Genomic DNA, 25,641 nt, shown 5'->3' with positions numbered 1-25,641 from the left:
CAATGATCATTGACTACTGGACACGGTTCGGTTCATCGCCACTTTGGGTGGGAATCAGCTTCGCCATCACCATGGCCATGTTCACCTACCTCACCGCTAAAATCGACTGGCGGATGTCAGTGGAAGGAAGCCACCGCGAGTACATGGCATCGACGATCATGAAGACGCTCTGCCTGCCCCTTTTCGGCGCTTTCGTCTTTGATGTCGCACTGGATGTTTTCACCCAGCAATGGCTCGGGGTCCTGATCGATGGCTATCTGGCCTACACCATGCACCGCGACTGGCAACACATCAAGGACAACGATGACTGGTGGAAGGGCCGCGGCACCAAGCTGAAGAAGAAGCTGCGGTCTATGTTCACGTCATCCTCGCCTGCCACTGCCGGCGCAGGCGCCTGACCGGGTAGTGGAAGCTCCCGCTCCGCACACATTGTGTCCATGAGAGACCTGCAGACCATCATTGACCGCCACGCGGCCGCTACACCCGGCCCTCAATTCGTTGACGTCATTGACGATCACACCGGTTTTCCCGGGGGTCAGGAATGGCTGATCTGCGATCTCGCCCGCGAACGTTACGGCAAGAACACCGTCAGCTTCGGCGAAGACGAAGCCACGGCTCGATTCGTTGCCGCAGCATTCACCGACGTCCCGGCGATGGCCGCGCGGCTGCAGAAGGTTGAGGAGGTCCTCACCACCATGGAAGACCTCCTCGACCGCAATGCTGTCATCCCCGGAGATTTCTTCCTTATGACCGAAGACCTGCGCAAAGCGCTGGAGCTGAAGGGTGCAGAGTGACTACTGTCCTGACCACGAGTGACCCCCACATTGCCCACGCCATTGTCGCAGCGGACCGCGGCTTCTCCTGCACCAAAGACCACGATGACTTCTTCGCCCAGCAGTGGGTGGAAAACGTGACCAAGAAGGACACGGTCTGGATCCTCGGCGACCTCGCCTCGTCCAACCCGAAACCGGCTCTGGAGCTGCTGGCAAAACTTCCCGGCACCAAACACCTGGTCACCGGCAACCACGACCCTGTGCATGCCCTGTATACGGACGCTCACAGGCACTTCCGCAAATACCTCGGCGTCTTCTCCTCTGTGCAGATGGCTGCCAGCCGCCGCATCGGTGACCGCACCGTCCTGCTCTCCCACTTCCCTTATGAAGGGGACGGAGTCGCTAAAGAGGACCGCTACAGCCAGTGGCGGCTGCGTGATGAAGGCCTATGGCTGCTGCACGGCCACGTCCACAAAGCGTGGAAGGTGCAGGGCCGCCAGGTCAACGTCGGCTTCGACGCCTGGGAGCGCCCCGTCTCCTTCGACGAGCTTGGTCAGTTCATCAACGCATGTGAAGAGGTAGACCACGAATTGATTGGAGCACAATGACCGGGAACGGCCCCGCCGCGCCACACACCACCCTGCCCTGCGCCGTCTGCCTCACACCGCAGGAACGCATGGACGGCCACGCCGACGTCCCCTACGGGGCGAACATCTTCACCAGCACCGGCCACTACGGCTCGACCGTCTACGACACGTTCGGCGGCGAGCACCTCGAGCTGCTCATCTGCACACCCTGCATGAAGAGGATGCAGGCAAACTCTGTCATCCACCGCATCTTCCGAGCCACGGAGCAGTTCCCGGAACAGACTTACGTCTGGGGTTCCGCCGAGGACCCGGCGGATGACAACAACTGGAACCGGCTACGCCTCCGCAACGAATTCGCCATGGAGGATTATCTGGAGGACACCGCCGGCATGACCCATGAGTGGGCCGGTCGGATCTTCCACGCCTGCAGCGAAGCTTCCCTCGCAGGGAAGGCTTTCGACCCGGCCACGATCCCCGCACAAGGGACTGCCAATGCATGAGCTGCTGAATATCTATTTCACCGTCGACCGGCTCGGCCCCGTCCTGGCGCTCCTGGCCGTCGTCGGCACCTTCGCCGCGGTGCGACGCTCCGAGCGGATCAAACCCGAGAAGAAGGCCGATGGGTAGGCCGGGCCCTCTTGAGCGCGGACGCGGCTACCTCCGGACCCGTCCGGCGCCGGCCGAACCGCTGGCCCTTTCCCTGGATGGCCACAATTTCGAAACTGATGGCAAAGACCTGTGGGTCACTCCCCCGGGATCCGCCCGTATCGACCGGATCAAGGTCAGCCGTTACTTGGGTGACAGGTCCGTCCGCCAGGGCTACCCCCGCGAGCTCATCCGGCCCGAGCCGGTGACCGAGGGTTGGGCCCGCACCGCAGCTGTGTTTTGGCTGGACTGGTCGGCCACCGCAGACGCGGCCGCGTTCCCGCCGGTGTTCCTGGATCACTTTGTCCGGAAGCTCGAGGCGGGGACCGCGCGCACCCCTGCCGCACACATGAGGTGAAGCCGCGGCGCCCGCCGGCGGCATTGTAAGGAGAACCCCCATGCTCAAGAACGAAGTAATCGGCCACCTGACGGTACGCATTCCGATCCGCCTCATAGAGGATCAGGAGTCCTGGGAAATTCCGCAGGTCTACACCTACCTCGAAGCTGACCCGGCCGAGATGGTTTCCCACGACATCCCGATGGCCTTCCACGAGCGCATGCGAGAGACGCTTGAAGAGTCCGGCGGCTTCCAGGTCGGCACCTGGGGCGAGGCAGAACTGGCCGAGACGACGACGCTGCACGAGCACCCGATGCCGGACCGGGCGCCACTGCCGGGCCTCGACCTGTTCAGCTTCACGAAGGCGACCCGGTGAAACGCAACCTCCTCTCTGCGACTGTCGGTGCACGCAAGAAGGCGTTGCGGCGCCGCAATCGCGAACGTATGAAGTACGTGTGCTTCGAACTGTGCCTGCGCCATGTGCGTGGCCGGTTCGGCCGCGGCGAACACTTCCGCCCCACCGCACGCGCCGCGGCGCTGCGCTACCAAACCCTTCAACTCCTGACTTGAGCCGCACACAGACGAGTATGACGTTCAAACCAGCACACAAGCCCGCGGGCACACCTGCCGGCGGCCAATTCACTGCCACCGCCCACGCCGAGCCAGACCACATCCACCTGATGGGTGTCCCCGACGACGACTTCGAGCACGCGGTCAGGCAGATCGCTTTCCACTCCATGGCTTCGAAACGGTGGAAAGAGGAGGCCGCTGACGGCCTGATGGGCCGCGGCAGCTTCGACCACAGCCAGCTATGCATCACTGCCTGGCGCGCCGTCGACCGTGCTGGCCTGCGAGAGATCGAGAACGCCAGGCTGCTCCCGGAGCTGTACGAGTTCCGCGACAGGACCATGGAGCGATACGAGAAGCACCTCCCGGAGGCTCTGGAGATGGTGGAAACTGAATACCTGAAGGCATTGGGTACGGTGGGCCGAGGCGGCCTGTTCGACGCGACCGAGATGGACGTGACCCGCAAGGCGCTCAAGCACGAGATCGCGGAGCTCGCCGCCTCCGCTGACCCGCGGGGAGCCGGCCGGCGGCCGCCGTACACATTGGGTGCATGAAGATCCTCAACATCAACCGCCGCTCGGTCGGTCAGGTCGAAGTCGCACTGCCCTTCGATACTGACGAGCAGGTGAGCCGCGCCTTTGAGTACCTGGTTTCCCGCGCCCTGACCGAATTCCGCTATGACCCGGAGGTTGACGGGGAGGACGCAGACCGTGCGCTCATTGCCGACTACCTGCGGCGCCGCAACAAAGGGGAGTGCATGGACGACGGACCCGAGGCCGCCGACATCCGACGGTTCATCCCGAAAATCTGGGGCGCCGAGCTCGACTACGACATCCGCGAACTCCTCGACGTGGAGGCCTGAATCCATGGCCAAAGTAAAAGGGTTGAACATTCCCCGCCGTGAATTCCGTGGCCTGCTGGTTGGGGATTACGGCAAGCCGAATGAGCCAGGCGGTGAGCCATGGTTCGGTGAGGGCCGGTTCGTCCAACACCTGACACCCGGCCTATTCGATTCGATCGGATTCTGCGGGCGAAGCGTCTCCCGAACGAGTAGTCAGCCGATCCGCACCCTGATCGGCATCACCTGCCCGGGATGCATTCGGGTCGCCAAGCGCATCGCGAAGCGCATCGCGGCCGACAAGAAGACCGCCGCCGTAGCGACGGAAGGTTAGGCTCAAGCCATGGCTGACAACTCCGCTCTCGACGACGCCGAGTACCCGCCCTACCCGTACACCGCTGAAGAGTGCCGGGAGAGCTTCGTCGTCAGGGCTCGCACCCCGGAAGAGATGGCTTTCAGCCTCCACCAGGACCTGTATTCGGAGCTTGCCGAGATCTGGCGGCCGGCCAACCCCGCCACGCACGCTGAGGCTGCCGCCAACATACTGCGCGTCCTGGCGGAACAGGTGGAGAGGATCACGGCTGAGTACCTCGGTGAGGACGCCCCCGGCGCCAAGCGCATTCTTGAAGCCGCACGCGCCGCTGACGAAGCCGTCAAGCGCGGGCAAGCCAGCGGGAAGACCTAGAACCGCTTCCGCACACATGAGGTCCATGTCATCAGTCATCAAAAAGGTCCTCGGCTACGGCCTCACCGACGTCCAGCCACACGACCCGCGCATCAACTGGGAATCACCGCTGCTCGACTTCACCGCGGCGCCCGCGTTCACGGACTTCGCCAACCATCTCGATGCCGTCAAGGGCCGGGAGTTCAGCTGGCTCGATCCCGCCGACACTGTCCGCCGGATCGGGCAGGCGCACCCGAGCCGGGGCCTTGACGACTGCGTTGTCTACAACGCCGAGACCGGTTCGGAAGAGGTGCTGGTCCTCATCTCGCGTCCCAGGCGAATGACTGGCTGCGCTCCGACGACACCTTCGACTACATCGGGGCCCACTTCGGCGACGAACCGGATCTCGCCCCGATGGTCCGGGAGCTCTGCATGGGCATTGACCCGTTCGACGGCCTCCCGATGCGGTTCCGGCGCCTGCTGCAGGACGGTGCCACACCCGAGCAGCTCCTGGCCGCGGCCCGCAAGATTTCCCCCGTGCCCGACTTCGACGAATACGAGATCCTGACCTCGCTGGTCCTCGGCAACCCCATGGAGAAGCCGGCAGTCGAATCCGAGCCACTGTTCCGTGACGCCGGTGCGGCCGCCGACCGGTTGGTCCGCCTGGTCCCTGCCGAGATCCGTGAACTGGCGTCCTTCGGCAATCTGTTCACCGACCCGGGAACCTGGAAGACCCCCGTACCGGTGCACTACACCTACTGGTCATAGATGTCGTGAGGGAGGCAGGAGCGACCGCACACATGAAGTCATGAGCGCTCCATGAGAGACCATGTGCGCCGTCAAGTGTACCGGGCTTGGTATGGGACCGGCCCCGTGGATCCAGTTTTGCCCGGTCTGCGTTGAGCCGGAGGTCAATCGTGGCAAGGGCTATCTTCAGCAGTAGCGCCGCGGGGCCGTCATCGATCTGGAGTTCCTTGAACCGGCGCAGGCGCGGCACCAAATCCGGCAGTGCCGCAGCAAGCAGACGCGAGCCGCAGGACCTTGCGCGCATGATCGCGGTGCCAGTCCGTCGTCGCGCACAGCTCGTCCAGAATCGTCTTCTTCGCCGCCCGGCCCGACCGGGCGTACCGGGTGGCGATCGCCTTCGTGACAGCCTTGCGTTCGCCCATCGAAAGCTCCATGGCTCACAATGCCGAACCGGCAGGCACCGGCCCGGCGGACACACCGCTACGCGATTCTCAGATGATTCTTGGAATACGGATACGCGGGCATCTTTGAGACGCAGTGTCTTCACATTCGCAACACCCAGCCGTACTATCTAGTCCTCATCAAGGAGGGGAAATGGACGAGAAAGAGCTAAGGAATGCAGCCAAAGTCCGCAGGATTTCTGGACCGGGTGTTGAGGGAATGGAGGATGATCCCGTCATCTACCATTTCGACGTAATGCATGAAAATATAAGCGATTTCATACTCGACCCCGCTAGTTTTTTAAGTCTTCTCGGGATTGCACCTGAAGGGCCCAACCCGGTCCATGTGACTTTCAGCCCCGGCAAGCAAGGCGAAGGCTCCGGCTTGGAAAACCTGAAGAGAAACCCCGGACCCAAGTGGTGCTGTACGAGCCACGGCGATGGCGGTGTCAGTTGTCATAGGAACTAACACCACCAAACTTCAGCGTCGAGTAGACGTCCGGCTCCAGATAGATGTAGCGGGCGATGGGCACGATGGCGCGTACGCGCTTCTCGGCAGCGTCGATGGCCTCAGTGATCTCTTCACAGCTGGCAGTCTTCGAGACGGCGATCTTGGCGGCGACGAGCAGCTCTTCGGGCGCCAGGTGCATGGTTTTGAGGTGGATGACTTTCTCCACGCCGGGGCCGACCAGGGCGGCGGCAATCGCGTCGACGTCGGTCGGGTCGGCTGCCTCGCCGATCAGCATGGACTTTGTTTCCACGACCAGGACAACGGAGACGGCGACCAGCAACAGGCCGATCAGGGCGGTGCCGGCGGCATCCCACATCCCGTTGCCGGTGAGGACGGTCATACCGACGCCGAACAGTGCGAAGACCAGGCCGGTCAGGGCCGCGGAGTCTTCCAGCAGGACCACGGGCAGTTCCGGTGCCTTGGCCGGTGCGGATGAACTGCGCCCAGGTGTTCTTGCCACGAGTGGTGTTCGATTCGCGGATCGCAGTGGAGAACGAATAGCCTTCCAAGCCGATGGATCCGACCAGGACGGCGATCGGGACCCAGGCCCAGGCCATGTCGAGGGCGTGCGGGTGCTGGAACTTCTCGATCGCCTCGTTGAGGGCGAACAGACCGCCGAGAGTGAAAACGATGATAGCGACGACGAAGGCGTAAATGTAGCGTTCGCGACCGTAACCGAACGGATGCTCGGTCGTGGCCTTCCGCCGGGCCTTGTGGCCACCGAACATGAGCAGCATCTGGTTCACCGAGTCGGCGGCCGAGTGGATCGCTTCGGCAAGCATGGACGCGGACCCGGTCAGGGCGAACGCGACAACCTTCATGGCTGCGATGGACAAGTTGGCGCCGAGCGCAGCGACGATCGCTTTGCTTCCGGCATGGGCTGACATGGTAGAACTCCTTGGATTGATGGCTTTCCCTAGTCATGTGTCCGGGCGAGGCGCCCCCGCTCACCACCGGGAACGGCTCACCGGCTGGTACCTTCCACGCATGCGCATCTACATCAAGCACCATCATTCCCACTACCTTCTCGACAACATCGAGGGGTTCTCACATATCCTCAGTGGCAACAATTCATGGGTGTCCCTCACCCCGATCGGCAAAATGTCAATAGGCGGTCAACTCGTCGACAATGTTGACGAGGCAACTGCATCACGGGCAATCAATGAGTTGCTCCGACTCACTGACCCAGCAGGAGACGGCGTTGCGGTGATCGAGTGGGATGGCGACCATTTCACCCGAAGAATCCTCTGATCGGCGGGAAGGACTGTCGGTGGGTCCGCACACATTGTGGGCATGGAAACCATGAGCGATTTCACCGTCACGAGCACCATTACGTTCCGTCCGCACCGGATTCCGCCGCGCTGCCGGAAGCCCCGTCCGGTGCAGGAGACGTTCACGCACGAGTTCCCCGTCCCGTGCGTCAGCTCTGCTGATGCCCCTATGGTTGCGCTGGTGCCGGATGACCGCGGCTACTACGGCACGATGACCCGCGATGAGGCCCCGCTGCGTGCTCATGCCGGAAAGCTTTACGTCGCTGAGATGCGTGGCCGGCTGCCGGTCATGGCCGGTTCCGGCGCATTCCCGTCAACAGACAGCCATGAGTCCTGGAGCGCCTGGGAGTATGAGGCGATCGAGGAGGCAGGCAAGCGGTTCAAAGACATCTTGATCGTTGACGGCGAAGTTTGGAAGGCGACACCGGAGCCCGCCTACGCGATCGTCACGATGGGTCTGGGCGGAAATCACGGTGGTACCTACCTGGAAATCGACTACGCCGGACGCTATTCCAGGCGGTACACGCTCACCGATTACGACGCCGCTGTCGAAGCTGCCGTCTCGTTCGCCATCAAGCGCGGGGACACCAATACGATCGGGGTCATCCGGAAGACTCCGAAGGCGACCATCCTGGACCCGTCGGTGTTCAAGATTCCTTCGGAGACGGATGCCCTCGCCGCGGCACGCGCGGAAATCAGGACCTTGGCGGCCCAGGCACGGGACATCCTCTACGGCACCTTGACCCGGGCCAGCCTGACCGAAGCCAGAGACCTGGCCGAGAAGGCCGCCAGCGTCTTCTGGCAGCACGACCTCGAAGAGTTCGACGCCGAGTAGCGATACCCTTCTAGTGCCCGATCTGCCTGCGCGGATCGGGCACTTTCGCGTGGCTCGCCGCACACATAAAGGTGTAGGAAGTTCACGACAACCAGAGGAAGAACATGAGTCTTTCACCCCAGAACCGCCAGCCGGTCGGAATCCCCGTCGGCGGCCAGTTCGCAGCCACCAACCACGCCGAGCCGGGCATCGGTCTCGGCACCTTCGCCAGCGCCGAGGAGTATGAGGCGGCGGTCGCCAGCGCACTGTCCGCAGCCCGCGCCTACGAGACGACCGACATCGAAGAAATGACGGACGCCGACTTCGACCGGCTGCTGGCCAAGATCGCTTCCCATGAGGAAGCCAATGGGATCGAACCCGCCCACGACCTGCACGACTCGGTCGGCCACGGCGGTGCCGCCGGCGGAGACGTCGAGCACGCCACCATGATGAAGTCCCTGGACAAGCCAGGCGAAGACGCCGTCATCGAGTTCGCGGCCAAGCACCCGCAGGCCGTCATCGAGCCCAAGATCGACGGCCTGGCGATCAGCGTCCGCTACGAGGACGGCAAGATGGTCCGCGCCGCCAGGCGAGGCGACGGCTACACCGGCGAGGATGTGACCGACCGCGTCCGCGGCGTCGACGGCCTGCCCGAAATGGCAGGCGACGGTGACTACGAAGTCCGTGGCGAGCTGTACCTGAACGACGAAAACAAGGAGAAGGCCAACGCGGTCCGCACCGCGGCCGGCAAGGCACCGTTCGCGAACGCCCGCAACGGTGTCGCCGGGATGCTGAACAAGCAGGACGGCTCCTACGCCGGTCTGTTTTCCTTCGCTGCGTACTCCACGACGATCGACGAGAAGGCAGATCATCTGGACAACATGGAGCGCCTCCAGGGTATGGGCTTTACGACGGCCCGGTCCCTGCTCCCCCAGTCCGTTCTGGACGCCGAAGACCCGATGGCCGCCATCGCCGCCCTGGGCGCAGAGCGCAAGGGCCTCGGTTTCCTGATGGACGGTGCCGTTCTGAAGGTCAACACCGCCGCGGAACGTGACGAGCTGGGTGAGGGTTCCCGTGCCCCGAAGTGGGCCGTGGCGTACAAGTACCCAGCGGTGGAAGAACCGACCGTGATCGAAGACATCGAGTACAACATCGGCAAGACGGGCCGCCTGTCCATCCGTGCCCGGCTGACCCCGGTCGAGGTGGACGGCTCCGTCGTCGAATACGCCTCGCTTCACAATGTCGGCGATCTGCTGCGGAAAGACATCCGACTCGGGGACACAGTCCAAACTTTTAAGGCGAACGACATCATTCCCCAAGTTCACCTGCCCCGTGCCGATCTCCGCGATGAGAGCTCTCAGCCGTGGCAGCCACCGTCGGTCTGCCCGCAGTGCTCGGAGCCGTTCGACAAGTCCACGGAGCTGTGGCGCTGCCACACGCCAGAGTGCAGCGTGAGCGGTCGCATCGCGTACGCCGCGTCCCGTGACGCCGGCTTCGACATCGAGGGCCTCGGCGGTTCTATCGGCGATGCGCTCATCGAGGCTGACCTGGTCAAGGACGTCGGCGACCTGTTCTCCCTGACCGAGGACCAGCTCGCGGACCTGGACCTGGGCGAGACCTCCACCGGCGGCACCCGCACCCTGGGCCAGAAGAACGCTGCCAAGATCATGGCCGAGATCGAGAAGGCCAAGGCCCAGCCGCTGAACCGGGTCATCACATCCCTGTCCATGCGGTTCACCGGCCGCACCTTCGGCCGCCGCCTGGCCGCCCAGTTCGAGACGATGGAAGCCCTCCAGGCTGCCACGGTGTCCCAGCTCGCCAACGTCGAAGGGATCGGTGAGAAGAAGGCCTTCGTCATCCACGAGCAGCTGAAGAAGAACGAGCCGGTCATCGCCAAGTTGCGGGCCTCCGGCGTGAACATGGGCACCCCGAAGCCGACGCCGGCCGCGGGCGCCAAGGCCCCGAAGTTGGCCAGGCCGGACGGAAAGCCGCTTTCGGTGGTCATCACCGGTAGCGTCAAGGGCGAACCGACCCTCGCGTCGCTGTCCCGGAGCGGTGTCCAGGAGCTCATCGAGGCCAACGGCGGCAAGGCTGATTTTGTCAATCTGACTTGAGCCCACTTTGGTCGGGAATCGCAGTTTGATTGGGGCCCGCCTTGGTCCTGGTGCGGAGGCGATGGCAGCCTGGTTTGAGTGTGGTCAGGCGGCGCTGCTGGGTTGGTGGTTTCTTGTGTGGGCGAGGCGGTAGGAGTCGGTGCCGGTTTCGATGATGGTGCCTTTGAAGGTGAGCCGGTCCACGATCGCTGCGCAGAGGCGTGGATCAGTGAAGGTCTTGGTCCACCCGGAGAAGGATTCGTTGGTTGCGATGGCCACGGATGCTTTTTCTTCCCTTTCGGTGAGGACTTGGAAGAGGAGTTCGGCGCCTCGTTTGTCCAGTTCCATGTAGCCGAGCTCGTCGATGCAAAGTAAGTCCACGCGCCCGTAGCGGGCGATGGTTTTGGCGAGCATTTTCTCGTCTTCTGCTTCGACGAGTTCGTTCACGAGCCGGGTGGCGAGGATGTATCTGACCCGGAAGCCTTTCTCTGCGGCCGCCGTGCCGAGTCCGATGAGCAGATGTGATTTCCCGGTCCCGGAATCCCCGATCAGACACAGGGGCTGGCCTTTGCGGATCCAGTCCCCGGTGGCCAGGGTATTGATCGTTGCCTGGTTGATGTTCGGGTTCGCTTCGTAGTCGAAGTCCCCGAGCCATTTGTCCCGTGGGAAGTTCGCTGATTTCACCCTCCGGAGGGAGGAACGCCGGTCCCGGTCATCACACTCTGCCAGCAGAATCTCGGCGAGGAATCCCTGGTAGGAGAGCTGTTCCTTTCCTGCCACTGCCAGGGCCTCATCCAGGACTGCGCGGATCGTGGGCAGGCGCAGCCGGCGGCAGGCCTGGTCAACGGCCGCGACCGCGGCTTGTTCAGTCAGGCCCCGACGGCGCCGGAGGGTCTGGGAAACAACAACGGGTGCGGTGGGACTCATGAAATCTGCTCCTTGGACGGCGGGATGGATGAGGGCTGGGCGCGGAATTTGAGTAAGTCGTCATAGCCGGCCACTGAGGGCAGCGGGCGTTTGTCCGGTGGGAGACCTGCGATGACCGCTGCAGGATCCGCCAGCCGGCGCTGGGTGAGACTGACAACACGGTGCTCGAGAACATCGGCATTTGCGCCGGGATGGCAATCGGGCCGGACCCACCCTGTGTTGCTTTCGGAGGCCACACGCCTGGCTTCGACCGCGACGACGTCTGCGCTGACCGCACCGACACGAAGCGCCGCGGTGATCCCGTCGATGACGTCACGCGCGTCCATGCTCCGGTGGAGCAGGAGAACATCGATAAGTTCCCGGGTGGCCTCAGCATCACCATCGGTCTTCCTGGCCGCAGCCCAGAAAGCGTCGTGGGCGGGGGTGAATGCCCCCGATTCGCGGGCCTGCGCCAGGGCTGTGGACCCGGGCAAAGCGCCGGGCTTAATCCTGAGTACTTCAAGATAGTGGTCCAGCTGCACGCATTGCCCGCCGCGGGCCACGGTCCTTGGATGTTTGGCGATCAGGGTTCTGCCATCGAAGATCCTCACCTCGGTAGCGCGCAGGGACACTCTGACCTTTCGGTTGATGAACCGCACCGGAACGGAATACTTCGCCGAGCGGACCGTCACCAGGGATGAACGGTCCACCCTTGGTGTCAGGATCAGCCCAGGGTCGAAGTCCTCGAGGGGCAACGGTGCCAGCAGGGGCTGCTCAACGGCGAAGTCCTGCCCGACCGTGCGGAGCCGCTGGGAAATCCGGCGGCGGTCCTCAGCCTCGTCCCAGACCCGGATCTGGTCATTGAGCTCTACCAAGCTATCCACGGCCGGGACAGGGGTCAGGAAGTTCCGGCGAAACCGTCCCACTTCTCCTTCGACCCCGCCCTTCTCATGGGCCCCTTCGATGCCCGGGATGCAAAAGAATGAGTCGAAGCCATAGTGGGATTTGAACAACACCCATCGTTCGTTCTCCACGCGTTGCCGGCCGCCACCGTAGATGACCTTCGTGACCGCGGACGTGAGGTTGTCGTACCGGATGTGCTTCGTGGGGACCCCGCCCAAAGCATTGAAGGCTTCGATATGGCCTTCCAGGAATGCCTCCTGCGCGCATGTAGGGTACACGCGGTGGACAGCCTTGCCCGAGTGGGAGAGCCGGTAAGCGAACATGTAACAACGGGTGCGGACGCCGGCGAGGTCCACATACACATCACCGAAATCAACCTCGGCCTCCGCGCCAGGGGCATGTTCCTGAGGCACAAAGACTTCCACGGGGGCCCGCCCGGCCTCGATGGCAATCTGGGCCCTGCGGGCCTTCACATACTGGCGCACCGTCGAATACGAAATCACCGCCTGATGCTCATCGACCAAACGGTCAAAGATCCTTTGTGCGGTATGGCGCTGCTTCCTCGGAGCATCAAGATCAGCCGTAAGTATCTGATCGATCACAGCCCTGATCCGATCCAGTTTCGGTGCCGTGCGGGCAGGAATCCTGCGGGTGGGCGGCTCAGCAGCTGCGAGGGCTTGCCGGACAGTCCTTCGGGAAACATGATGCTCCCTGGCCAGCGCGCGGATCGAGAATCCCTTGACGCGCGCGTCCCGCCGGATCCTTGCAAAAAGCTCCACCCTCAACCCCATCACTGCCTTCCACCATCGGAAAAACAACCCTGATGAAATCAACGGTGGGGTGGGCTCAGTTCAAACTGCGATTCCTCGACCGGCGAGCCGCGAGTGGGCTCGATTCAAACTGCAGAAGTGGTCTCCATTCAAGCTGCCATAATCACAAGGCATCCGGCTCGGTCTCCAAGACCACGGACCTGCTGGTTTGCGGCGAGGAAGGCTCGGCGAAGTGGAACCGCGCCAAGGAACTCGGCATCAAGATCGTCACCCCAGAGGAGTTCGCCCGGATGCTGAAGGACGGCGAAGGCTAGTCCCAGTTGTCCAGGTCCTCGAATTCTCAAAATGCCTAGAGACCAAGGAAGCCCACAAAGAAGTGTTTGTGGGCTTCCTTGGTTTCAGCTACCTACGCCACTCAGACTCAGCTGCCCGGGGTGCCGGCACACGCAGTGCGTCAATCTTCACGAGGGCACGATACACAGCGACAAGCAACTGAATGAAACCCAGGAGCACTAGTCCACCTGCGCAGAAGACCAGGATCAGAAATAGCTGGGGGTCGGAGTTGCGAGCGACTAACTGTGCCGCCATGAACGAGAAAACCCCAGACAGGACTGCACCTCCCACGATAAAAATGATGCCGGAAAGAAATACGCCAGCCGACTTGCTGAACTCCAATGCGCCCCCTACGATGCGTTGTGACGTGCACAGCCTAGCGGGCTAGTTGATTAGACAGCGGACATGACGCGGGTGGACTGGAACCCGGGCCCTCGGGACCGATGTCTCTCCCATCTGCGGTCTCACCACCGCGAGTAGCCACTTTCGGGCATCTCCTCTGTCACAATCAGGACATGACGCCCGCTGCAGCCAAAGAATCACCGATACTTCGCTTCGAGGCAGACTGTTGCGCGAACTGCTTCGAGCCCCTCCCGAACGATGAAAAGCACAAACCGGCCCTGTTCTGCTCGGAGCTGTGCAACAGCGTCGCCAAGGACATCAGGTATTGGCGCAAAGCCCTCCGGGACGGGCGCCTGCAGAACGACCCGGATGTCAGGCTGGCACTGCACACTAGGATCGCTCACCTCCTCGCCGGAGGCTACAACGCCGTGGCCCGGACAATCCCGGCTGACGTTCGGACACTGGTTATCAGCCGCGACAAGGTCTGCGTCCAGTGCGGCGGACCCGGCGAAGAGATTGACCACATTGAGGGCGACTCAAGCGACCCCGGCAATCTGCAGCTGCTGTGCGCCGACTGCCACCACGCCAAGACAGCCCGCCATTTCGTCCCGGCCACAGAGGAGCAGAGCGCTTTCGTTGACGGACTGGAGCAGGAGCGGGTCATGCCGGACGAACCGGCGCAGCTGTGCGACGATGACGAGTTCTGGCAGCAGGTGGAGCGCATCCTCCGGCCTGAGCGCATCAACCGCATCCGTCACGCTGCAGCCGGCTACGCTATGGACTCATCGGCGGAGATAATCGCGCAGATCCGCGACGGAAAGGGCAGTCGCCCAGGCATCGACGATTCCTTAGACGACGACCACTCCGCCCGGGGTCTAGACGATGATTCCGGATACGGGGAAGACAGCTACTTCGCCCGGGCAATGGCCAGGGACGACTAAAGAATCGGATCGTCCAGACACCGCACAGGGCGGAGAGGCGGCCGACTGGATCCGCACACATGAAACTCATGGATACCCAGGAACTGTCCGCCTTCGACATCAACCACCACCGCTACGTCGCCCGGCAGATCGAGACCGGCCGCGCTACCAGCCAGACGGTGGAGTCATCCCACGAGATGCTGCTCGCCGAGGTGGAGCGGCTGACGTACTTGGTTTCGCCGGCCAAGCTGAAGCAGCCGGCCCACGGCGTGCCTGTCGAAGCGTCCACCTTTGGCCCGATCATCGCCGTCCTTGCCAAGCAGCCTCGGAACGCCTCCGTCGTCGTCGAATACCTCGGCCGGAAGTCACGCCCTGGAAGCATGGGCTCCTACCGCGGCTACCACGACGAGCTGCGGATCGAACCGAACGGCCGCGAACCCAGGACGGTCGCCGACCTCCTCAAGGACCTGCGCCGCTTCCGCAGGAACGGCATCACCGGCTACAAGGGCGGCGACTACCCAGTCACCGACAACACCGGTGTCTGGGTGGCCGAGTATGGCGAGAACAGCCATCAGCACGTCTCGGGCGTCCGGGTCGACGGGGGTGTCGTCGTCATTATGACCGAGGAGCGGGACTGGTAGAGCGCTTCTCGCATTGCAGGCCCTCGGGTTGTGTAGGCTCCTGCTTGAGGCGTTCAACCAGAGGAGTCCAGTGAGCAACGATGAATGGGTAAACAAAGACGTTCGTGTGCCGGATGGGTCCTATCTGGCGTCGTCCCATGAGACTCCCGGCGCGGAACGCGCGCTCCTGTTTGACCGTGAATCCGGTAATAACTTGGGTCCGGCCGAGGTGAGGGATCCGGAGTCCCAGTCAGATTCCGACAAGGCAATCCGCGATGCCATACTCATCGCTGTGGGCGCCGCGGTGACCTTTGTTGCCGTCAAGGCTCCGGAGATGAAGCGCGGCCTCGACGAGAAGGTACTGCCGGCCATAAAGGCGAAATGGACTGCGTTTAGATCACGCAAGTCCGACAGCCCGGCGACCAAAACCGACGATGAGCCGTCGAATACTGTAACCCGACCTCACCTGGCCGTGGTCAAAGACGAGGACGCTGCCGCCTGATACCACACCCGGCCGGCGACAGCCCCGGGCCATGCTTCCGCAGCCGTGATGGTCCTGGAGTGCGCCGCTGAGGTGGCCGGACCCGTTGAGCCCGCCTACAAGCCTGACACGAGGCGACTCAAGGTCACCATCCAGGAAGTGTCCACTGCCGGGTTCGACAACGCCTACAACGACCACGTCGACTACGTCACCGGCTGGAACGGCAAAACCGGCCGCCGCGGCAGCGCCTACACTCCGCCGCGCAACGATCCGGACGACACTACGCTGACCGCAACGCTTCGCGGACTGATCGGACACAACGTTACGCTCCGGGTCACCAAGGACCAGTTCTTCCACTTGCCCACAATCGTTCGGGTCAAGGATTCGGGCAAAGCACCCTGACCCCTGCATCTGGCGGGGAGCCCCTCCTCGGGTTCCGCACACATGGTCGGTAACGAACTCGTTCCCTGAGAGGACACACCTTGACCATCTACGCTGACTCCGCTGTCCACGGCAACACCTTCGGCAAGTCCGAATGAAAGCGACTCTGAGAAAGATCAGCACAAGCCGCTCGCTGCAGCGCCGCTGGCTGCTCACCGACGCCGAGCCGGTCCACTCGTACCTCCACCGTGACCTGACCTTCGTCCCGGCCGATCTGCGTATCTGGTGGCAGACGGCAGCCGGGCAACCAGTGGAAGACCACACACTCTCGATCTATGCCTGGCCCGCGGAGCGTGAGCTCAGCGTCTCGGCCCACTGGACCAATGGCTACAACCACAGCCCCCTACCGACGTGGATCCAGGAGCTCTCCGACGTCGTCCACGACGACCTGATCGAGAACACCACCAGCCCCAATACTGGTACCGAAGACACCTGGGCTTACAGTGTCGATCGCAGGTGGACCCTGGAGCATGCGACACCGGTCCGGTCCCTCCGCTACCCGAACGAGCCTTTCGTGCCGGCGGAATTGAGTATCTGGCATAGCTGCAACGCCGTCGACTCAAGCCACGACCGGCACCGGATCAACGCCTACCCGGGCGACCCGGACCAAAGACTGCGAATGAGTGCGGACTGGGGCGGAGGCGTCGATTGGGAGGGCAAGCCCCGCTATAACGAAGACTTGCCCCAGTGGATCCGGGATATGGCTAATGAGCAGTACGAGGAACTCGTCGCCTTCGCCACGCAAGGCGAGTCAGACCGCAGAACTCGATGACTCCCACACCTTTCCTGCAAACAGCTCCGCTGGAAACCCTGAGAAAGGCCACCCTGTGATCCCTCTTAGAGCACGTCTCCACTACTCCCTGGGCGGCTTCCTTTGCCGTCTGAGGGGCGAGCACAGATTGAGGTTGGTTGTGCATTGCACACTGATCCCCGGCGTCGGCGAACGAGCGGAGAGACGCCCTTTCTGTTCTGTGTGCTGGCAGCTTCCGGGTGACTGAACCGTAGAGCCGTAGAGCCAGGACAGGACAGACCGCTCCTCGTGTCTGGGCATGGCCTTGACGGCGCACCTGCCCGAGTCCTGAGCGCGGTATCACTCGTAGGTGCGGCGGGCGCGAATCACCCGCGGGCAGGGCGATTCGAAGGTCCGCACACATGGTGAAACACACACCATCACCCGACGGAGGAACCATGCGAACCGCCATGCCTGACATCTTCAACCCGTACAACACCATCACCACGCCGCGGGACGCCCGCGAGCTCGCGGCCATGTTGCTGCACCCGGAACGGGAGCGTCCGGCCGTGGTGGTGTCGACGACCAAAAACGGTCCGGTCATCAACCCGAAGGCCCTGGCTGACCGTCTCGGCAACGACGTCGACGTGTACCTGATCAACTCCGCCAGCCTCGCCTACGACTTCTCCGATGCCATGCCCCTGGAGACGTCCGTCTACGGCGGCGCGGCGCGCTGCTACCCGCCCGGCACCGCCTGGGTGAAGAACCCTTTCAAGTCGATGCTGCGCCTGGCCTACACCGAGGAAGAAGGCCAGGCAGCCATCGTCAGGATCGTCGACGACGTCGCTGCCATGGAATCCCTCGTACCGCTCAAGGTGACATCCACCAGCCCTCGGAAGCAGCCCAGCACCGCAACAGTGGACGGAATCGTTTCTGTCATCCTGGAACCCGACGGCGTGCTCATCAAGCTCGAGGACGGCATCGCCCGGATCGACACCTCGGTGCTGGCGCCGGGGATCAGCCCCGACCGGCTCTTCAGCCCGTCCCAGAAAGTTACCGGCACCGTCCGTGACGGCCTCTTCACTATCACCGAAGGACTGAACACGCCCGCCGACGCCGCCGACCATGCTGCCCGCGGCACCATCCAGCCGGCTCTGGTGCTCTCGTCCAAAACGATCGCCCTGTTCCCCGGACTGACGGTCCGCCATGCCAGCGAAGCGAAGCCAGGAACGGTTATCGCTGTCCGTGTTGAGATCCCGGGCCGCGCGGACGGTAAGGCCTGGAAACTGATCACCGTCACGGATCCGGATGAGGTCACAGACGCCCTGCCGTTCCTGGCCGGCGGCGAGCCCTGGATCCGCTGGGACACCGATGCCTCCACCGTAGAAGTCGCTCCCACTGTCAACGAAGCACCGGCAGAGCCCGATGACGTGGCACCGGCCCCGGCGGCAACCCATCAGGAAGCACCTGTCACCGACTTCACGGGCGGGGATGCCTTCGCTGCTCTGGACGCAGTTCGTGCACGCCTCGAACACCTGTCCGCTGAGAACGAGCGCTTGAGCAGCGACCTTGAAGACCTGCTCGTGGAGTCCGTCGACGAGGAGGCAGCCATCCCGGTCCCCTCCCCTGCCCTTGGCGGTGCAGAAGTAGGGCGCCTCCGCGCCCAGGTGGCTCTGATGACACGGGAACGGGTCGACATGCTGAAGGACCACCGCCGCGCGATGGCAGACGCCGACGACCTGGCGGCTGAAAACGCCCGCATGGCCCACACCATCGAACGACTCCGCGATGACGTCCGCAAGGAACGCGCCCGCGCCGACCGTGCGCGCCAGATGAGCCGCGACATCGACGACGTCGCCGACACCGCCCCTTTGTTCAACGACCCGGCCGAACAGTTCCGCCACGAGGTTTACTTGGAATGGGCCACCCGGATCCCGGCCGGAGCCAAAGCGGAGACTCCACTTGCTGAATACGGCTTTGCCGATGGGTTTCTGACGGCCGCCGAGGAGATCCAGGGTGTTGACCGGTCCAAGATCGTTGCGGTCGCCATGGAGGTACTGACCGGGCTGGCCGATTCGCTGCCCGGACGGGACATGCACCGGTTGCGCGGCGGCCTGCCGGGCACATCCTCCTGCGTTGAAGACCCTGAACTGGGCACCGCCTGGCGGGTGGCGCTGCAGGTGAAGACCGCCTCGGCCCGGCGCATGCACTTCTGGCGCGGTACAGACGGGAAGATCGTCTTCGCCACCGTCGGTCTGCACGACGACATGAGCATCTGAACGTGGTGAGAGCAGGCCCGGTTTCCGCACACATGAGGTGCATGAGAACTCTTGACCGTAAATACCTGGCCGCAAACCCCGCAGGAGATGAAAAGGCTGCTATCAGCCTCAGTGTCCCCGTCCCGACCAGTGTTGAGGTGCCCGCCAATCCGGACGGCACCCGTCCGCGCATCACCCTGAAGGCCACCGGCGACACCTATGCGCTGGTTCTCGCCGCGCTCCAGCACCTTCACGAGGACGACGGCGACGAACTCTTCGAAGCCCTCGTCTTCGACGTCGTCACGGAAGAGGAAATGGAGGCTTTCACCTCCATGGAGGAAGCCGCTCCCCTGCTGGCCGAACGGGTCCACGAAGTCTCCGCACCGTTTCGAACATTCACCTGGAACGCCGCGCTGATCATCGAAGGGGCAGCCGGCGAGGAGCAGGAGTCCTCGGTCGACTTCGAACTGATCACCCCGTCCCTTGGCGTGGGCATCCCGGCCATCACGGCGATGACCAAGCCGCAGACACTCACCAACGTTGCCATCACCTTCAGTCCGGTTATCGACGAAGACGAGGACTACGCCGGCAACGAGGTCCTGGTCGTCTCCTAGCGCGTCCACGGAAGCCCGTCCGCCCTCCTATGGGCGACGGGTTTTCAGGCGTGCCCGAAACGGTGAGAGCCCTCCGGACCGCCGTACACATGAGGTGCATGGCAAACACAAACGCTCCCAAAGACCTCCGCAACCTAGTCAAGCTCGCCGAATCCCAGGGATGGGAGTTCGGCCGCACCAACAGCGGACACGTGAAGTTCTGCAGTCCGTACCCCGCCCAGCCGACCGTCTTCTACTCCGGAACCCCCGGTGACCACCGCGCCCAGAAAAACCTCGTCGCCAAACTCCGCCGCTCCGGACTCGAAATCCCCCGCCAGTTCGCCTCCTAAGCGCTCCGGCGCGGTGAGGAGCGCCGGCTGCGCCGCACACATGAGTGGACATGAAGACCATCCGTGCTCTCTCACTCGCAGCCGTCGCCCTGACCGCATTGCTCATGGCCGGCTGCCACAGCGGAGAACGCCCCACTGCCCCCACCCCGGCACCATCGTCGTCCACCTCATCCAGTGATGACACCACCGGCGAGCTCGTCCCCAAGATCGGGCTGAACGGGAAGCTCGGTGTCGGCATCGACATGGGCGGCGGACTGACCATGTCGCCCTCCGGAAACCTCGGCATCGGACTCGGACTCTAGGAACCCATGACAACCATCAGCGTCCACGACGCCATTGCCTACCTGCTGGCCAGGAAAGGCAGTCACGCGAGCACCTCCTCGCTCCACAGGATGGCCTACTTCGCCCAGGGCTGGCACTTGGCCTGGACAGGCGGCCCCTTGTTCGAGGAGGAGATCCGCACCCGGAAGACCGGCCCGTTCATCTCGGCGATGTTCCCGCACCAGACAGACGGGTACACGGAGACGTCCTGGTCGGCCGGGAACGCAGACGCGGTAAGCGCTGTCCAGGCAGAGGTACTGGAAGCAGTCTTCCGCCACTATTCACACCTGAGCGGCATCACCCTGACCGAGTGGGCCAACGCCGAGGCGCCATGCCTGCTGGCAATGCAGCGAGCCACTGAAGAGGACCCCAATCCGGTCATCGACCTGGGCGAGATGAAAGCCTTCTTCAAGGCCCTCGATGATGCGCCCGCGGACAGGACCGCCTACGCCAACCGGTTCATCAACCAGTACACCGACGAGGCACTGAAGGTCCGGCCATGAGCGAGGTAGAGGAGTTCCACGTCTTTGGAACCTCCGACGAGCACCGCCAATTAGTCGAGCAACTCGCCCGGAGTGCGAGGCCAGTGGAGCCGAGGAGACCGGTTGTGCAGGACATCAGCGACATCAGCCAGGTGCGCGAGTACCACGTCGGCGCAGATGCCATCGGCCACGTCCTGATCGGGCCGCGCTACGCCACCGTGTCGCTGCCGGACGACGACTACGCCGGCTGGCACTGGAAATGCAGCTGCGGTGCAGAAGCCAGCGCCTGGATCCAGAACTGGCCCCAGTCCGAAGACGAGACCAAGGAAGAGTGGCAGTTGCACTTCGCTTGACCCTACTTTGCAGTCACGCCATCAATAACAGGGCTGGCGGCAGGACCATCAGGATTGCGCCGTGAGTTGATCACATTCCACAAGAAGCTTTCGCGTCGGATGGCAGCCCCAGCTTGATTCGAATCGCCGCGGCTTGTGCTCCTCCCTGGGCGTTGGGCTGCTTGTGCCATGCGTCGATCAGATTGGCCAGGGTGGTCTGCTGCGCGAGGGTCTCATTATCGGACACGTCGGCGTACAGGGCGTTCACGAACGAATCAACGTCAGGTTTTACCGTCTGCGGCCAAGCAAGCGGAGGAGCAGTGAGGGCCTTGGCAGCAGCGGCAAGGCCGTCTCGATACGCGGCTGTCGCGCTGTGTGCCGTGTCGAAGTCTATGGGTTTTGTTGCGAATGCCGCCTCGAGCGGTATAAGAAGCTTGTTCGCGGGGCAAATGGTATCGAGGAAGTATTTTCCCGCTGCCTGATCAGTGAGCACCGTAGGCGTAGGGGTGGGAGTGGGAGTTGGTGTGGGCGAAGCCGAAGATGGCGTCGATATTGGAGTTGTCGCAGACTGAGGCTGCGGAGACCCGCAGCCTGCCAATGCAACTGCACATGCCAATGAGACGACGAGACCAAACTTCTTCATGAGGTTCCCCCAAGATACGGCTGATTAGACGTGCACAACAATATCTTGGCTCAGCCCGGCTAACACGGCGCTCGGCAGCGGATCCTTGAGTGGACGGTTAGCTAATTCCCCACATCCGCACACATGTGGGGCATGGAAACACTCGAAGCCGTCCGCGCGCTCGTCACTGTCGAAACCGTCACCTCTCTCACCTCCATTGAAAACGCCGACTTCATTGCCATTGCAAAGGTCCGCGGCTGGAACCTGGTCGTGAAGAAAGACGAGGTCGAGGTCGGCGACAAGGTCGTCTACTTTGAAATCGACAGCCACTTGCCCCTGGCCGACCCGCGCTTCGCGTTCCTGGAACCCCGCGGCGCCAAGACCTTCAACGGTGTCCACGGCCATGTCCTCAAGTCCGCCAAGATGCGCGGCGTCTACTCGCAAGGTCTGGCCATCCCGGCTACCCTGTTCCCGGAACTGGAAACCCTGGCCGACGGCGAAGAACTCGCCGCCGTCTTGGGCGTCACCAAGTACGAGGAACCGATCCCCGACGAAATGGCTGGCAAGGCCACAGGAGCTTTCCCGACCCGTTTCGCCCCCAAGACCGGTGCCGAGCGTGTCCAGAACCTGACCGACGTCTTCGCCGATCTCCGTGCCGACTACGACTGGATCGCCACTGAAAAAATTGACGGAGAATCCACAACTTTTATTAATCACGACGGCACCTTGCGGGTCGCCGGCCGCGGCTGGGAATACGCTGCTCCGGCCAGCCCGGCTGAGGCCACGACCCCGTGGAAGATCGCCGCCGAGTACGACATCCTCAAGCGCCTGCCGCAGGGCTACACGGTCCAGGGCGAGTTGTACGGCGCCGGGGTTCTGGCCAAAAACACACTCAAGGAGCCGGGCAAGAAGTTCCTCGCCTTCAACGTGCTCCGCGACGGGGTGTTCGTGCCCCGCTCCGAATGGCCAACCGCGATCGAAGAGATCGGCACCCCGATCCTGGAACTTGAACTGCCCGCCACTGTCGAGGAAGCCCTCGCCCAGGTCGAAGGCATGAAGTCGGTGTTGAACCCGGCCGTCATGGCCGAAGGCATCGTCTGGCACAACACCGCCGGCGCCCGTATCCCCGAACTCCAGGGACGCACCGGCATGAAAGCCATCAACAACCGCTGGCTCGTCAAGCACTCCTAAGCCCCTTCACGACCAGACCAAGGAGCATTGAATATGGGATACCTGACTGACTACTACGCCGCCAAGGACGCCGAACGCGAAGACGGCTCCACCGACTGGTCCAAGGTACCGGTCCGTAACGGGGGAACCCTCAATACCGGCCACCCGGAGGACCAGGATGACTGAGCCCGACGAAGTGATCGACGACGACGGCTACCCCACTGACGAAGCACTCGACCACCTCCGCACCTTCACCGGCACGACGGAGGAGTTCGTCACCTACGTGCGGTCCCTCATGTACAACGGGCTCTCCGTCCTGGAGGACTTCACCAACGACTTCGGCCGGCCCGAGAAGCGACTGACCCTGATCACCGCCGGATGGTCCGGCTGCGAATCGGTCGTCGGCACGCTCTGCGAAACGATGTTCCACCTCATGTTCTGGGAATCCTCGTTCCGCGGCGGAAAGCACACCTTCACCTTCAGCCCCGCGCAATGGGAGATGAGCCTGTCCTGGGGCATCCCGGCCGCCGGGTCAGCAGAACAATCCGCCACGAACTGAAAGGCACCCCGTGTCCCAGCACAAGGTCACCACCGAAACGTCCGGGGACTCCACCCAGATCACGGTCGACGACGTCCTCTGGATGAGCATTGTTGACGGGCTGATCACCATCCGGCTGGCCAACGACGGCGTCTACGCGGAGCGCGACGAGTCGGTCAACGGCATGACCATCGCGCCCTATCACCCGAGGCTCGCCTATGTCGCCCCGGAAGCACGAGAGGCCGTCCGGGCGGAGGTCGGCCTCTAACCGGGCCGGGGAGCTGTTCCGGGGCCTCCGCACACATAACCTCCGAATAGACCCCGCCCGAAAGGCACCGCTATGGCGCACACGCCGCTCTCCGTCGAAACCGTTGACGGCTCCACCCAGGTCACTGTCCACGGACTCCTGCAGATGACACTCCTCGCCGACGGCACTGTCCAGATCGACCTTGACGGCAAGCGGATCGAGGTGGTCCGGAACATGTCGATAAACCAACTGATCATCCGGCACGAACGCAACGACGCCGACGGCACGCACGCTATGACCCCGGTCACGAGCGTTGGCTAAACATTCGACAGCCCGTATCGACTACGAAGTAGATCGAGCAGAGTCCAAACAGAAAGAGGTACCCTTGCCCGAGAGAATCATCACCCCCGGCGGCTACATCTGCGATGTACCGGACGTGACCGGCCACCCTGACGTGGTCATCGCTCTGCCGTACTCCGAGGCGTACGACGCCATCCTGGACGGCATCACGAGCACTGCCTCGATCGAACCGATCACTGAGCCCACATTCAAGCTGCTTGCCCAGGACCTGCTCGACCTGCTTATCGATGCGTCGAACGGAACCGACGAGGATGAGAACTTCCTCGACTAGCCATCGTCACGAAGGACTGGCTCGTTCTCCGGGCCGGTCTTTGGTCTGACCGGGAGAACAGCGGCCGGTGAGGGCACAAGCCTCCTCCGCACACATTGGGGAAATGGAAGCTATTACTCTGGTCATTGCCACCGCCCTTGTCACGACACTGGTCACCAAGTACCTCGCTAGCAGGAAGCAGGCTGCTGGTGACCGAACACCCTTGGTTCAGCTCATTGCCGCCAGCACACTGTTGCTTGGTTTGTTCGGATTCGCTGCGGTCATCTTCACGGTCAGCAACCAAGTAGTGCCTGATACAACAGTACGACTCTCCGTGGGCGGGTTCTTCATCGCTTTTTTTGCCATCGGCTACATGGTCCTCGCTGTCTCGATGTACCTGGCGAGTGGGACGACCGTGGATCACGGCGCCTGCTCGACAGAAGTTGTAGGCCATGAAGATCATGACGACAGTTTCCCGGACGTTGCTCGACATGCGTGACCCGCTGGCGCCGCGCCACTACGTCCTTGCCCAGAACATCAAGGCCGGCCAGAAATTCGTCTACGGCCGCGGCGGCAAGCACTGGACCGCGACAGCCGACGCCGACTCCACGAACATGCGCCGCCACCTCACCACCGGGGAGCTGCTCGTCACCGTCCCGGTGTCGTTCCGCGGCACACCCCAGGGCATGGCCATGAGCCTGCCGCTGGACAAGATCATGCGTCTCATCAGCGATGGAGAGAGCAAGTGACCGCACGCGAGAAACTCCGTGACGCCGCGCTAGGTCGGAGAGACGAGACCCCGTGGCCAAACACCACATGAACCGCGATGATCCCGCCACCTCCTCGCACGAGGCACGGCTGAGGCACGAGAAGCGCGTCATCGCAGCCCGGGCAAGACTGGAAGCGATCAACGCCAAGGTGAAAAGGAACCACGCCCGCGGGTTGCACAACGCGCTGCAGCGGGCAGCCGCCCGGTTTCTCCCACCGGGAGCGGAGTTGGGAGAACCGAGGATCCTCGACCTCGCACGCTGGCCCTACACCGGCGACGGTAGGCTCATCCACATCGTTCCGCCGGAGCTTCGGGACGCGGTGTTGGCCGAGGACGTTCTCTGCCTGTGGTGCCGGGAGGCACCCTCGACGACCATCGATCATGTCCGTCCGATCAGCAGGGGCGGCACAAGCCACCCGCTTAACCTGGTTGGCGCCTGCGATCCCTGCAACTCCGCAAAGGCCGACTTCCTGCCGAGTGAACTTGGCTGGGTACTGGGCCTGCCGCAACGGGCATTCGAACTCGGCAAGACGAGCTGACCGCCGGCGGTTTGTCCCGGGAATGACAAAGGCGGCGGCTCCCCGCTTTCACAGGAAGCCACCGCCAATGCTTTACT

44 protein-coding genes and 1 pseudogene are annotated in these 25,641 nt (G+C 63.1%); 38 read left to right on the top strand and 7 right to left on the bottom strand.

Features of this window, described 5'->3' with window-relative positions:
- The first annotated feature begins 2 nt into the window (after positions 1-2).
- Genes ABD884_RS08475 through ABD884_RS08420 form a run of 12 tightly spaced genes read left to right on the top strand, consistent with a single transcriptional unit; the run spans position 3 to position 4,432 of the window.
- A complete protein-coding gene (locus tag ABD884_RS08475; protein ID WP_345043156.1) occupies positions 3-398 on the top strand; it encodes a hypothetical protein in 396 nt (131 codons plus the stop codon).
- A gap of 39 nt (positions 399-437) precedes the next feature.
- Positions 438-794, top strand: coding sequence for a hypothetical protein (locus ABD884_RS08470; protein WP_345043149.1), 357 nt, complete (start codon positions 438-440; stop codon positions 792-794).
- Complete coding sequence (locus ABD884_RS08465) at positions 791-1,381, top strand: metallophosphoesterase family protein (RefSeq protein ID WP_345043144.1); 591 nt, start codon at positions 791-793, stop codon at positions 1,379-1,381. Before ABD884_RS08470 ends, ABD884_RS08465 begins: the two co-directional genes overlap by 4 nt.
- Positions 1,378-1,860, top strand: a complete 483-nt coding sequence (locus ABD884_RS08460) for a hypothetical protein (RefSeq protein ID WP_345043139.1) — start codon at positions 1,378-1,380, stop codon at positions 1,858-1,860. The genes ABD884_RS08465 and ABD884_RS08460 overlap by 4 nt, the downstream gene beginning before the upstream one ends.
- The gene (locus tag ABD884_RS08455) at positions 1,853-1,987 is read left to right on the top strand and encodes a hypothetical protein (RefSeq protein WP_345043132.1); all 135 of its coding nucleotides are present in this window, start codon (positions 1,853-1,855) and stop codon (positions 1,985-1,987) included. The genes ABD884_RS08460 and ABD884_RS08455 overlap by 8 nt, the downstream gene beginning before the upstream one ends.
- Positions 1,980-2,363 (top strand): hypothetical protein, encoded by a 384-nt coding sequence (locus tag ABD884_RS08450; protein WP_345043124.1) that lies wholly within the window; start codon positions 1,980-1,982, stop codon positions 2,361-2,363. Before ABD884_RS08455 ends, ABD884_RS08450 begins: the two co-directional genes overlap by 8 nt.
- A 40-nt stretch (positions 2,364-2,403) precedes the next feature.
- Complete coding sequence (locus ABD884_RS08445) at positions 2,404-2,718, top strand: hypothetical protein (protein WP_345043119.1); 315 nt, start codon at positions 2,404-2,406, stop codon at positions 2,716-2,718.
- Positions 2,715-2,912, top strand: a complete 198-nt coding sequence (locus tag ABD884_RS08440) for a hypothetical protein (RefSeq protein ID WP_345043114.1) — start codon at positions 2,715-2,717, stop codon at positions 2,910-2,912. The genes ABD884_RS08445 and ABD884_RS08440 overlap by 4 nt, the downstream gene beginning before the upstream one ends.
- 17 nt (positions 2,913-2,929) lie before the next feature.
- Complete coding sequence (locus tag ABD884_RS08435) at positions 2,930-3,463, top strand: hypothetical protein (protein ID WP_345043105.1); 534 nt, start codon at positions 2,930-2,932, stop codon at positions 3,461-3,463.
- Positions 3,460-3,771, top strand: a complete 312-nt coding sequence (locus ABD884_RS08430) for a hypothetical protein (RefSeq protein ID WP_345043099.1) — start codon at positions 3,460-3,462, stop codon at positions 3,769-3,771. Before ABD884_RS08435 ends, ABD884_RS08430 begins: the two co-directional genes overlap by 4 nt.
- 4 nt (positions 3,772-3,775) lie before the next feature.
- The gene (locus tag ABD884_RS08425) at positions 3,776-4,081 is read left to right on the top strand and encodes a hypothetical protein (protein ID WP_345043094.1); all 306 of its coding nucleotides are present in this window, start codon (positions 3,776-3,778) and stop codon (positions 4,079-4,081) included.
- Positions 4,082-4,090: 9 nt separating this feature from the next.
- On the top strand, positions 4,091-4,432 hold the full coding sequence (locus tag ABD884_RS08420; protein WP_345043087.1) for a hypothetical protein: 342 nt from the start codon (positions 4,091-4,093) through the stop codon (positions 4,430-4,432).
- 103 nt (positions 4,433-4,535) lie between these two features.
- Here ABD884_RS08420 and ABD884_RS08415 read toward each other — a convergent pair whose 3' ends face one another.
- The gene (locus ABD884_RS08415; RefSeq protein ID WP_345043082.1) at positions 4,536-4,664 is read right to left on the bottom strand and encodes a hypothetical protein; all 129 of its coding nucleotides are present in this window, start codon (positions 4,662-4,664) and stop codon (positions 4,536-4,538) included.
- A 179-nt stretch (positions 4,665-4,843) separates the two neighbouring features.
- On the opposite strand from ABD884_RS08415, the gene ABD884_RS08410 reads away from it, so the two are divergent.
- Positions 4,844-5,179 carry a hypothetical protein gene (locus ABD884_RS08410; protein ID WP_345043077.1) on the top strand — a complete coding sequence of 112 codons (336 nt, stop codon included), beginning with the start codon at positions 4,844-4,846 and terminating at the stop codon, positions 5,177-5,179.
- Positions 5,180-5,367: 188 nt separating this feature from the next.
- Here the strand turns inward: ABD884_RS08410 and ABD884_RS08405 are convergent, their stop codons facing one another.
- Positions 5,368-5,580: a hypothetical protein gene (locus tag ABD884_RS08405; protein WP_345043070.1), complete on the bottom strand. Its 213-nt coding sequence runs from the start codon at positions 5,578-5,580 to the stop codon at positions 5,368-5,370.
- A gap of 172 nt (positions 5,581-5,752) precedes the next feature.
- Here ABD884_RS08405 and ABD884_RS08400 point away from each other — a divergent pair, with 172 nt between their 5' ends.
- Positions 5,753-6,067 (top strand): hypothetical protein, encoded by a 315-nt coding sequence (locus ABD884_RS08400; protein WP_345043065.1) that lies wholly within the window; start codon positions 5,753-5,755, stop codon positions 6,065-6,067.
- Here the strand turns inward: ABD884_RS08400 and ABD884_RS08395 are convergent.
- A pseudogene (locus ABD884_RS08395) lies at positions 6,048-6,945 on the bottom strand (cation diffusion facilitator family transporter). The gene ABD884_RS08400 and the pseudogene ABD884_RS08395 sit on opposite strands and share 20 nt — an antisense overlap.
- On the opposite strand from ABD884_RS08395, the gene ABD884_RS08390 reads away from it, so the two are divergent.
- The 3 genes from ABD884_RS08390 to ligA all read left to right on the top strand — a co-directional run bounded on the left by ABD884_RS08390 (position 6,836) and on the right by ligA (position 10,308).
- Positions 6,836-7,360, top strand: coding sequence for a hypothetical protein (locus tag ABD884_RS08390; RefSeq protein ID WP_345055332.1), 525 nt, complete (start codon positions 6,836-6,838; stop codon positions 7,358-7,360). The pseudogene ABD884_RS08395 and the gene ABD884_RS08390 overlap by 110 nt on opposite strands.
- Positions 7,361-7,402: 42 nt before the next feature.
- Positions 7,403-8,215, top strand: coding sequence for a hypothetical protein (locus ABD884_RS08385; protein ID WP_345043058.1), 813 nt, complete (start codon positions 7,403-7,405; stop codon positions 8,213-8,215).
- A gap of 104 nt (positions 8,216-8,319) precedes the next feature.
- On the top strand, positions 8,320-10,308 hold the full coding sequence (gene ligA / locus ABD884_RS08380; protein ID WP_345043051.1) for an NAD-dependent DNA ligase LigA: 1,989 nt from the start codon (positions 8,320-8,322) through the stop codon (positions 10,306-10,308).
- An 84-nt stretch (positions 10,309-10,392) separates the two neighbouring features.
- Here the strand turns inward: ligA and istB are convergent, their stop codons facing one another.
- Both istB and istA read right to left on the bottom strand, forming a co-directional pair.
- Positions 10,393-11,214, bottom strand: a complete 822-nt coding sequence (gene istB, locus ABD884_RS08375) for an IS21-like element helper ATPase IstB (RefSeq protein ID WP_345043042.1) — start codon at positions 11,212-11,214, stop codon at positions 10,393-10,395.
- Entirely contained in the window at positions 11,211-12,887 is a 1,677-nt protein-coding gene (istA, locus tag ABD884_RS08370) for an IS21 family transposase (RefSeq protein ID WP_345054681.1), read from the bottom strand. The genes istB and istA overlap by 4 nt, the downstream gene beginning before the upstream one ends.
- Before the next feature lie 32 nt (positions 12,888-12,919).
- On the opposite strand from istA, the gene ABD884_RS08365 reads away from it, so the two are divergent.
- The gene (locus tag ABD884_RS08365) at positions 12,920-13,180 is read left to right on the top strand and encodes a BRCT domain-containing protein (RefSeq protein ID WP_345043033.1); all 261 of its coding nucleotides are present in this window, start codon (positions 12,920-12,922) and stop codon (positions 13,178-13,180) included.
- An 88-nt stretch (positions 13,181-13,268) separates the two neighbouring features.
- On the opposite strand, the gene ABD884_RS08360 is transcribed toward ABD884_RS08365, so the two are convergent.
- The gene (locus tag ABD884_RS08360) at positions 13,269-13,454 is read right to left on the bottom strand and encodes a hypothetical protein (protein ID WP_345043022.1); all 186 of its coding nucleotides are present in this window, start codon (positions 13,452-13,454) and stop codon (positions 13,269-13,271) included.
- Positions 13,455-13,714: 260 nt separating this feature from the next.
- On the opposite strand from ABD884_RS08360, the gene ABD884_RS08355 reads away from it, so the two are divergent.
- The 11 genes from ABD884_RS08355 to ABD884_RS08305 all read left to right on the top strand — a co-directional run bounded on the left by ABD884_RS08355 (position 13,715) and on the right by ABD884_RS08305 (position 21,090).
- Entirely contained in the window at positions 13,715-14,482 is a 768-nt protein-coding gene (locus tag ABD884_RS08355) for an HNH endonuclease (protein WP_345043015.1), read from the top strand.
- A gap of 59 nt (positions 14,483-14,541) precedes the next feature.
- On the top strand, positions 14,542-15,102 hold the full coding sequence (locus ABD884_RS08350; RefSeq protein WP_345043008.1) for a hypothetical protein: 561 nt from the start codon (positions 14,542-14,544) through the stop codon (positions 15,100-15,102).
- Between the two features lie 70 nt (positions 15,103-15,172).
- Positions 15,173-15,583 carry a hypothetical protein gene (locus ABD884_RS08345; RefSeq protein ID WP_345043001.1) on the top strand — a complete coding sequence of 137 codons (411 nt, stop codon included), beginning with the start codon at positions 15,173-15,175 and terminating at the stop codon, positions 15,581-15,583.
- A 48-nt stretch (positions 15,584-15,631) separates the two neighbouring features.
- Complete coding sequence (locus ABD884_RS08340) at positions 15,632-15,964, top strand: hypothetical protein (RefSeq protein ID WP_345042996.1); 333 nt, start codon at positions 15,632-15,634, stop codon at positions 15,962-15,964.
- Positions 15,965-16,097: 133 nt separating this feature from the next.
- Positions 16,098-16,775 (top strand): hypothetical protein, encoded by a 678-nt coding sequence (locus ABD884_RS08335; RefSeq protein ID WP_345042991.1) that lies wholly within the window; start codon positions 16,098-16,100, stop codon positions 16,773-16,775.
- Between the two features lie 416 nt (positions 16,776-17,191).
- Positions 17,192-19,012 carry a hypothetical protein gene (locus tag ABD884_RS08330; protein WP_345042986.1) on the top strand — a complete coding sequence of 607 codons (1,821 nt, stop codon included), beginning with the start codon at positions 17,192-17,194 and terminating at the stop codon, positions 19,010-19,012.
- 41 nt (positions 19,013-19,053) lie between these two features.
- A complete protein-coding gene (locus ABD884_RS08325) occupies positions 19,054-19,605 on the top strand; it encodes a hypothetical protein (RefSeq protein ID WP_345042979.1) in 552 nt (183 codons plus the stop codon).
- A gap of 98 nt (positions 19,606-19,703) precedes the next feature.
- A complete protein-coding gene (locus ABD884_RS08320; protein WP_345042970.1) occupies positions 19,704-19,934 on the top strand; it encodes a hypothetical protein in 231 nt (76 codons plus the stop codon).
- A 50-nt stretch (positions 19,935-19,984) separates the two neighbouring features.
- Entirely contained in the window at positions 19,985-20,236 is a 252-nt protein-coding gene (locus ABD884_RS08315) for a hypothetical protein (protein WP_345042965.1), read from the top strand.
- 6 nt (positions 20,237-20,242) lie between these two features.
- Positions 20,243-20,758, top strand: a complete 516-nt coding sequence (locus ABD884_RS08310; protein ID WP_345042958.1) for a Panacea domain-containing protein — start codon at positions 20,243-20,245, stop codon at positions 20,756-20,758.
- Entirely contained in the window at positions 20,755-21,090 is a 336-nt protein-coding gene (locus ABD884_RS08305) for a hypothetical protein (RefSeq protein WP_345042949.1), read from the top strand. The genes ABD884_RS08310 and ABD884_RS08305 overlap by 4 nt, the downstream gene beginning before the upstream one ends.
- A gap of 70 nt (positions 21,091-21,160) precedes the next feature.
- On the opposite strand, the gene ABD884_RS08300 is transcribed toward ABD884_RS08305, so the two are convergent.
- Entirely contained in the window at positions 21,161-21,712 is a 552-nt protein-coding gene (locus ABD884_RS08300) for a hypothetical protein (protein WP_345042943.1), read from the bottom strand.
- A gap of 132 nt (positions 21,713-21,844) precedes the next feature.
- On the opposite strand from ABD884_RS08300, the gene ABD884_RS08295 reads away from it, so the two are divergent.
- The 9 genes from ABD884_RS08295 (at position 21,845) to ABD884_RS08255 (ending at position 25,564) form a co-directional block, all read left to right on the top strand.
- Positions 21,845-22,882, top strand: coding sequence for an RNA ligase family protein (locus tag ABD884_RS08295; protein WP_345042938.1), 1,038 nt, complete (start codon positions 21,845-21,847; stop codon positions 22,880-22,882).
- 33 nt (positions 22,883-22,915) lie between these two features.
- On the top strand, positions 22,916-23,047 hold the full coding sequence (locus ABD884_RS08290) for a hypothetical protein (protein WP_345042928.1): 132 nt from the start codon (positions 22,916-22,918) through the stop codon (positions 23,045-23,047).
- Complete coding sequence (locus ABD884_RS08285; protein ID WP_345042923.1) at positions 23,040-23,420, top strand: hypothetical protein; 381 nt, start codon at positions 23,040-23,042, stop codon at positions 23,418-23,420. The genes ABD884_RS08290 and ABD884_RS08285 overlap by 8 nt, the downstream gene beginning before the upstream one ends.
- Before the next feature lie 10 nt (positions 23,421-23,430).
- On the top strand, positions 23,431-23,667 hold the full coding sequence (locus ABD884_RS08280) for a hypothetical protein (protein WP_345042915.1): 237 nt from the start codon (positions 23,431-23,433) through the stop codon (positions 23,665-23,667).
- Between the two features lie 72 nt (positions 23,668-23,739).
- Positions 23,740-23,967: a hypothetical protein gene (locus ABD884_RS08275; RefSeq protein ID WP_345042909.1), complete on the top strand. Its 228-nt coding sequence runs from the start codon at positions 23,740-23,742 to the stop codon at positions 23,965-23,967.
- Between the two features lie 64 nt (positions 23,968-24,031).
- On the top strand, positions 24,032-24,277 hold the full coding sequence (locus ABD884_RS08270; protein WP_345042904.1) for a hypothetical protein: 246 nt from the start codon (positions 24,032-24,034) through the stop codon (positions 24,275-24,277).
- A gap of 103 nt (positions 24,278-24,380) precedes the next feature.
- Positions 24,381-24,755, top strand: a complete 375-nt coding sequence (locus tag ABD884_RS08265) for a hypothetical protein (RefSeq protein ID WP_345042899.1) — start codon at positions 24,381-24,383, stop codon at positions 24,753-24,755.
- Complete coding sequence (locus ABD884_RS08260; RefSeq protein WP_345042892.1) at positions 24,718-25,005, top strand: hypothetical protein; 288 nt, start codon at positions 24,718-24,720, stop codon at positions 25,003-25,005. The genes ABD884_RS08265 and ABD884_RS08260 overlap by 38 nt, the downstream gene beginning before the upstream one ends.
- Before the next feature lie 67 nt (positions 25,006-25,072).
- Positions 25,073-25,564, top strand: a complete 492-nt coding sequence (locus ABD884_RS08255) for an HNH endonuclease (RefSeq protein WP_345042885.1) — start codon at positions 25,073-25,075, stop codon at positions 25,562-25,564.
- The last annotated feature ends 77 nt before the right edge of the window (positions 25,565-25,641 follow it).

Origin of the sequence: Arthrobacter methylotrophus, from assembly GCF_039539965.1 — a bacterium.
Taxonomy (GTDB): domain Bacteria; phylum Actinomycetota; class Actinomycetes; order Actinomycetales; family Micrococcaceae; genus Arthrobacter; species Arthrobacter methylotrophus.
Note: the sequence above shows the minus strand (reverse complement) of the source record. Positions and strands in the feature narration are given on the sequence as shown.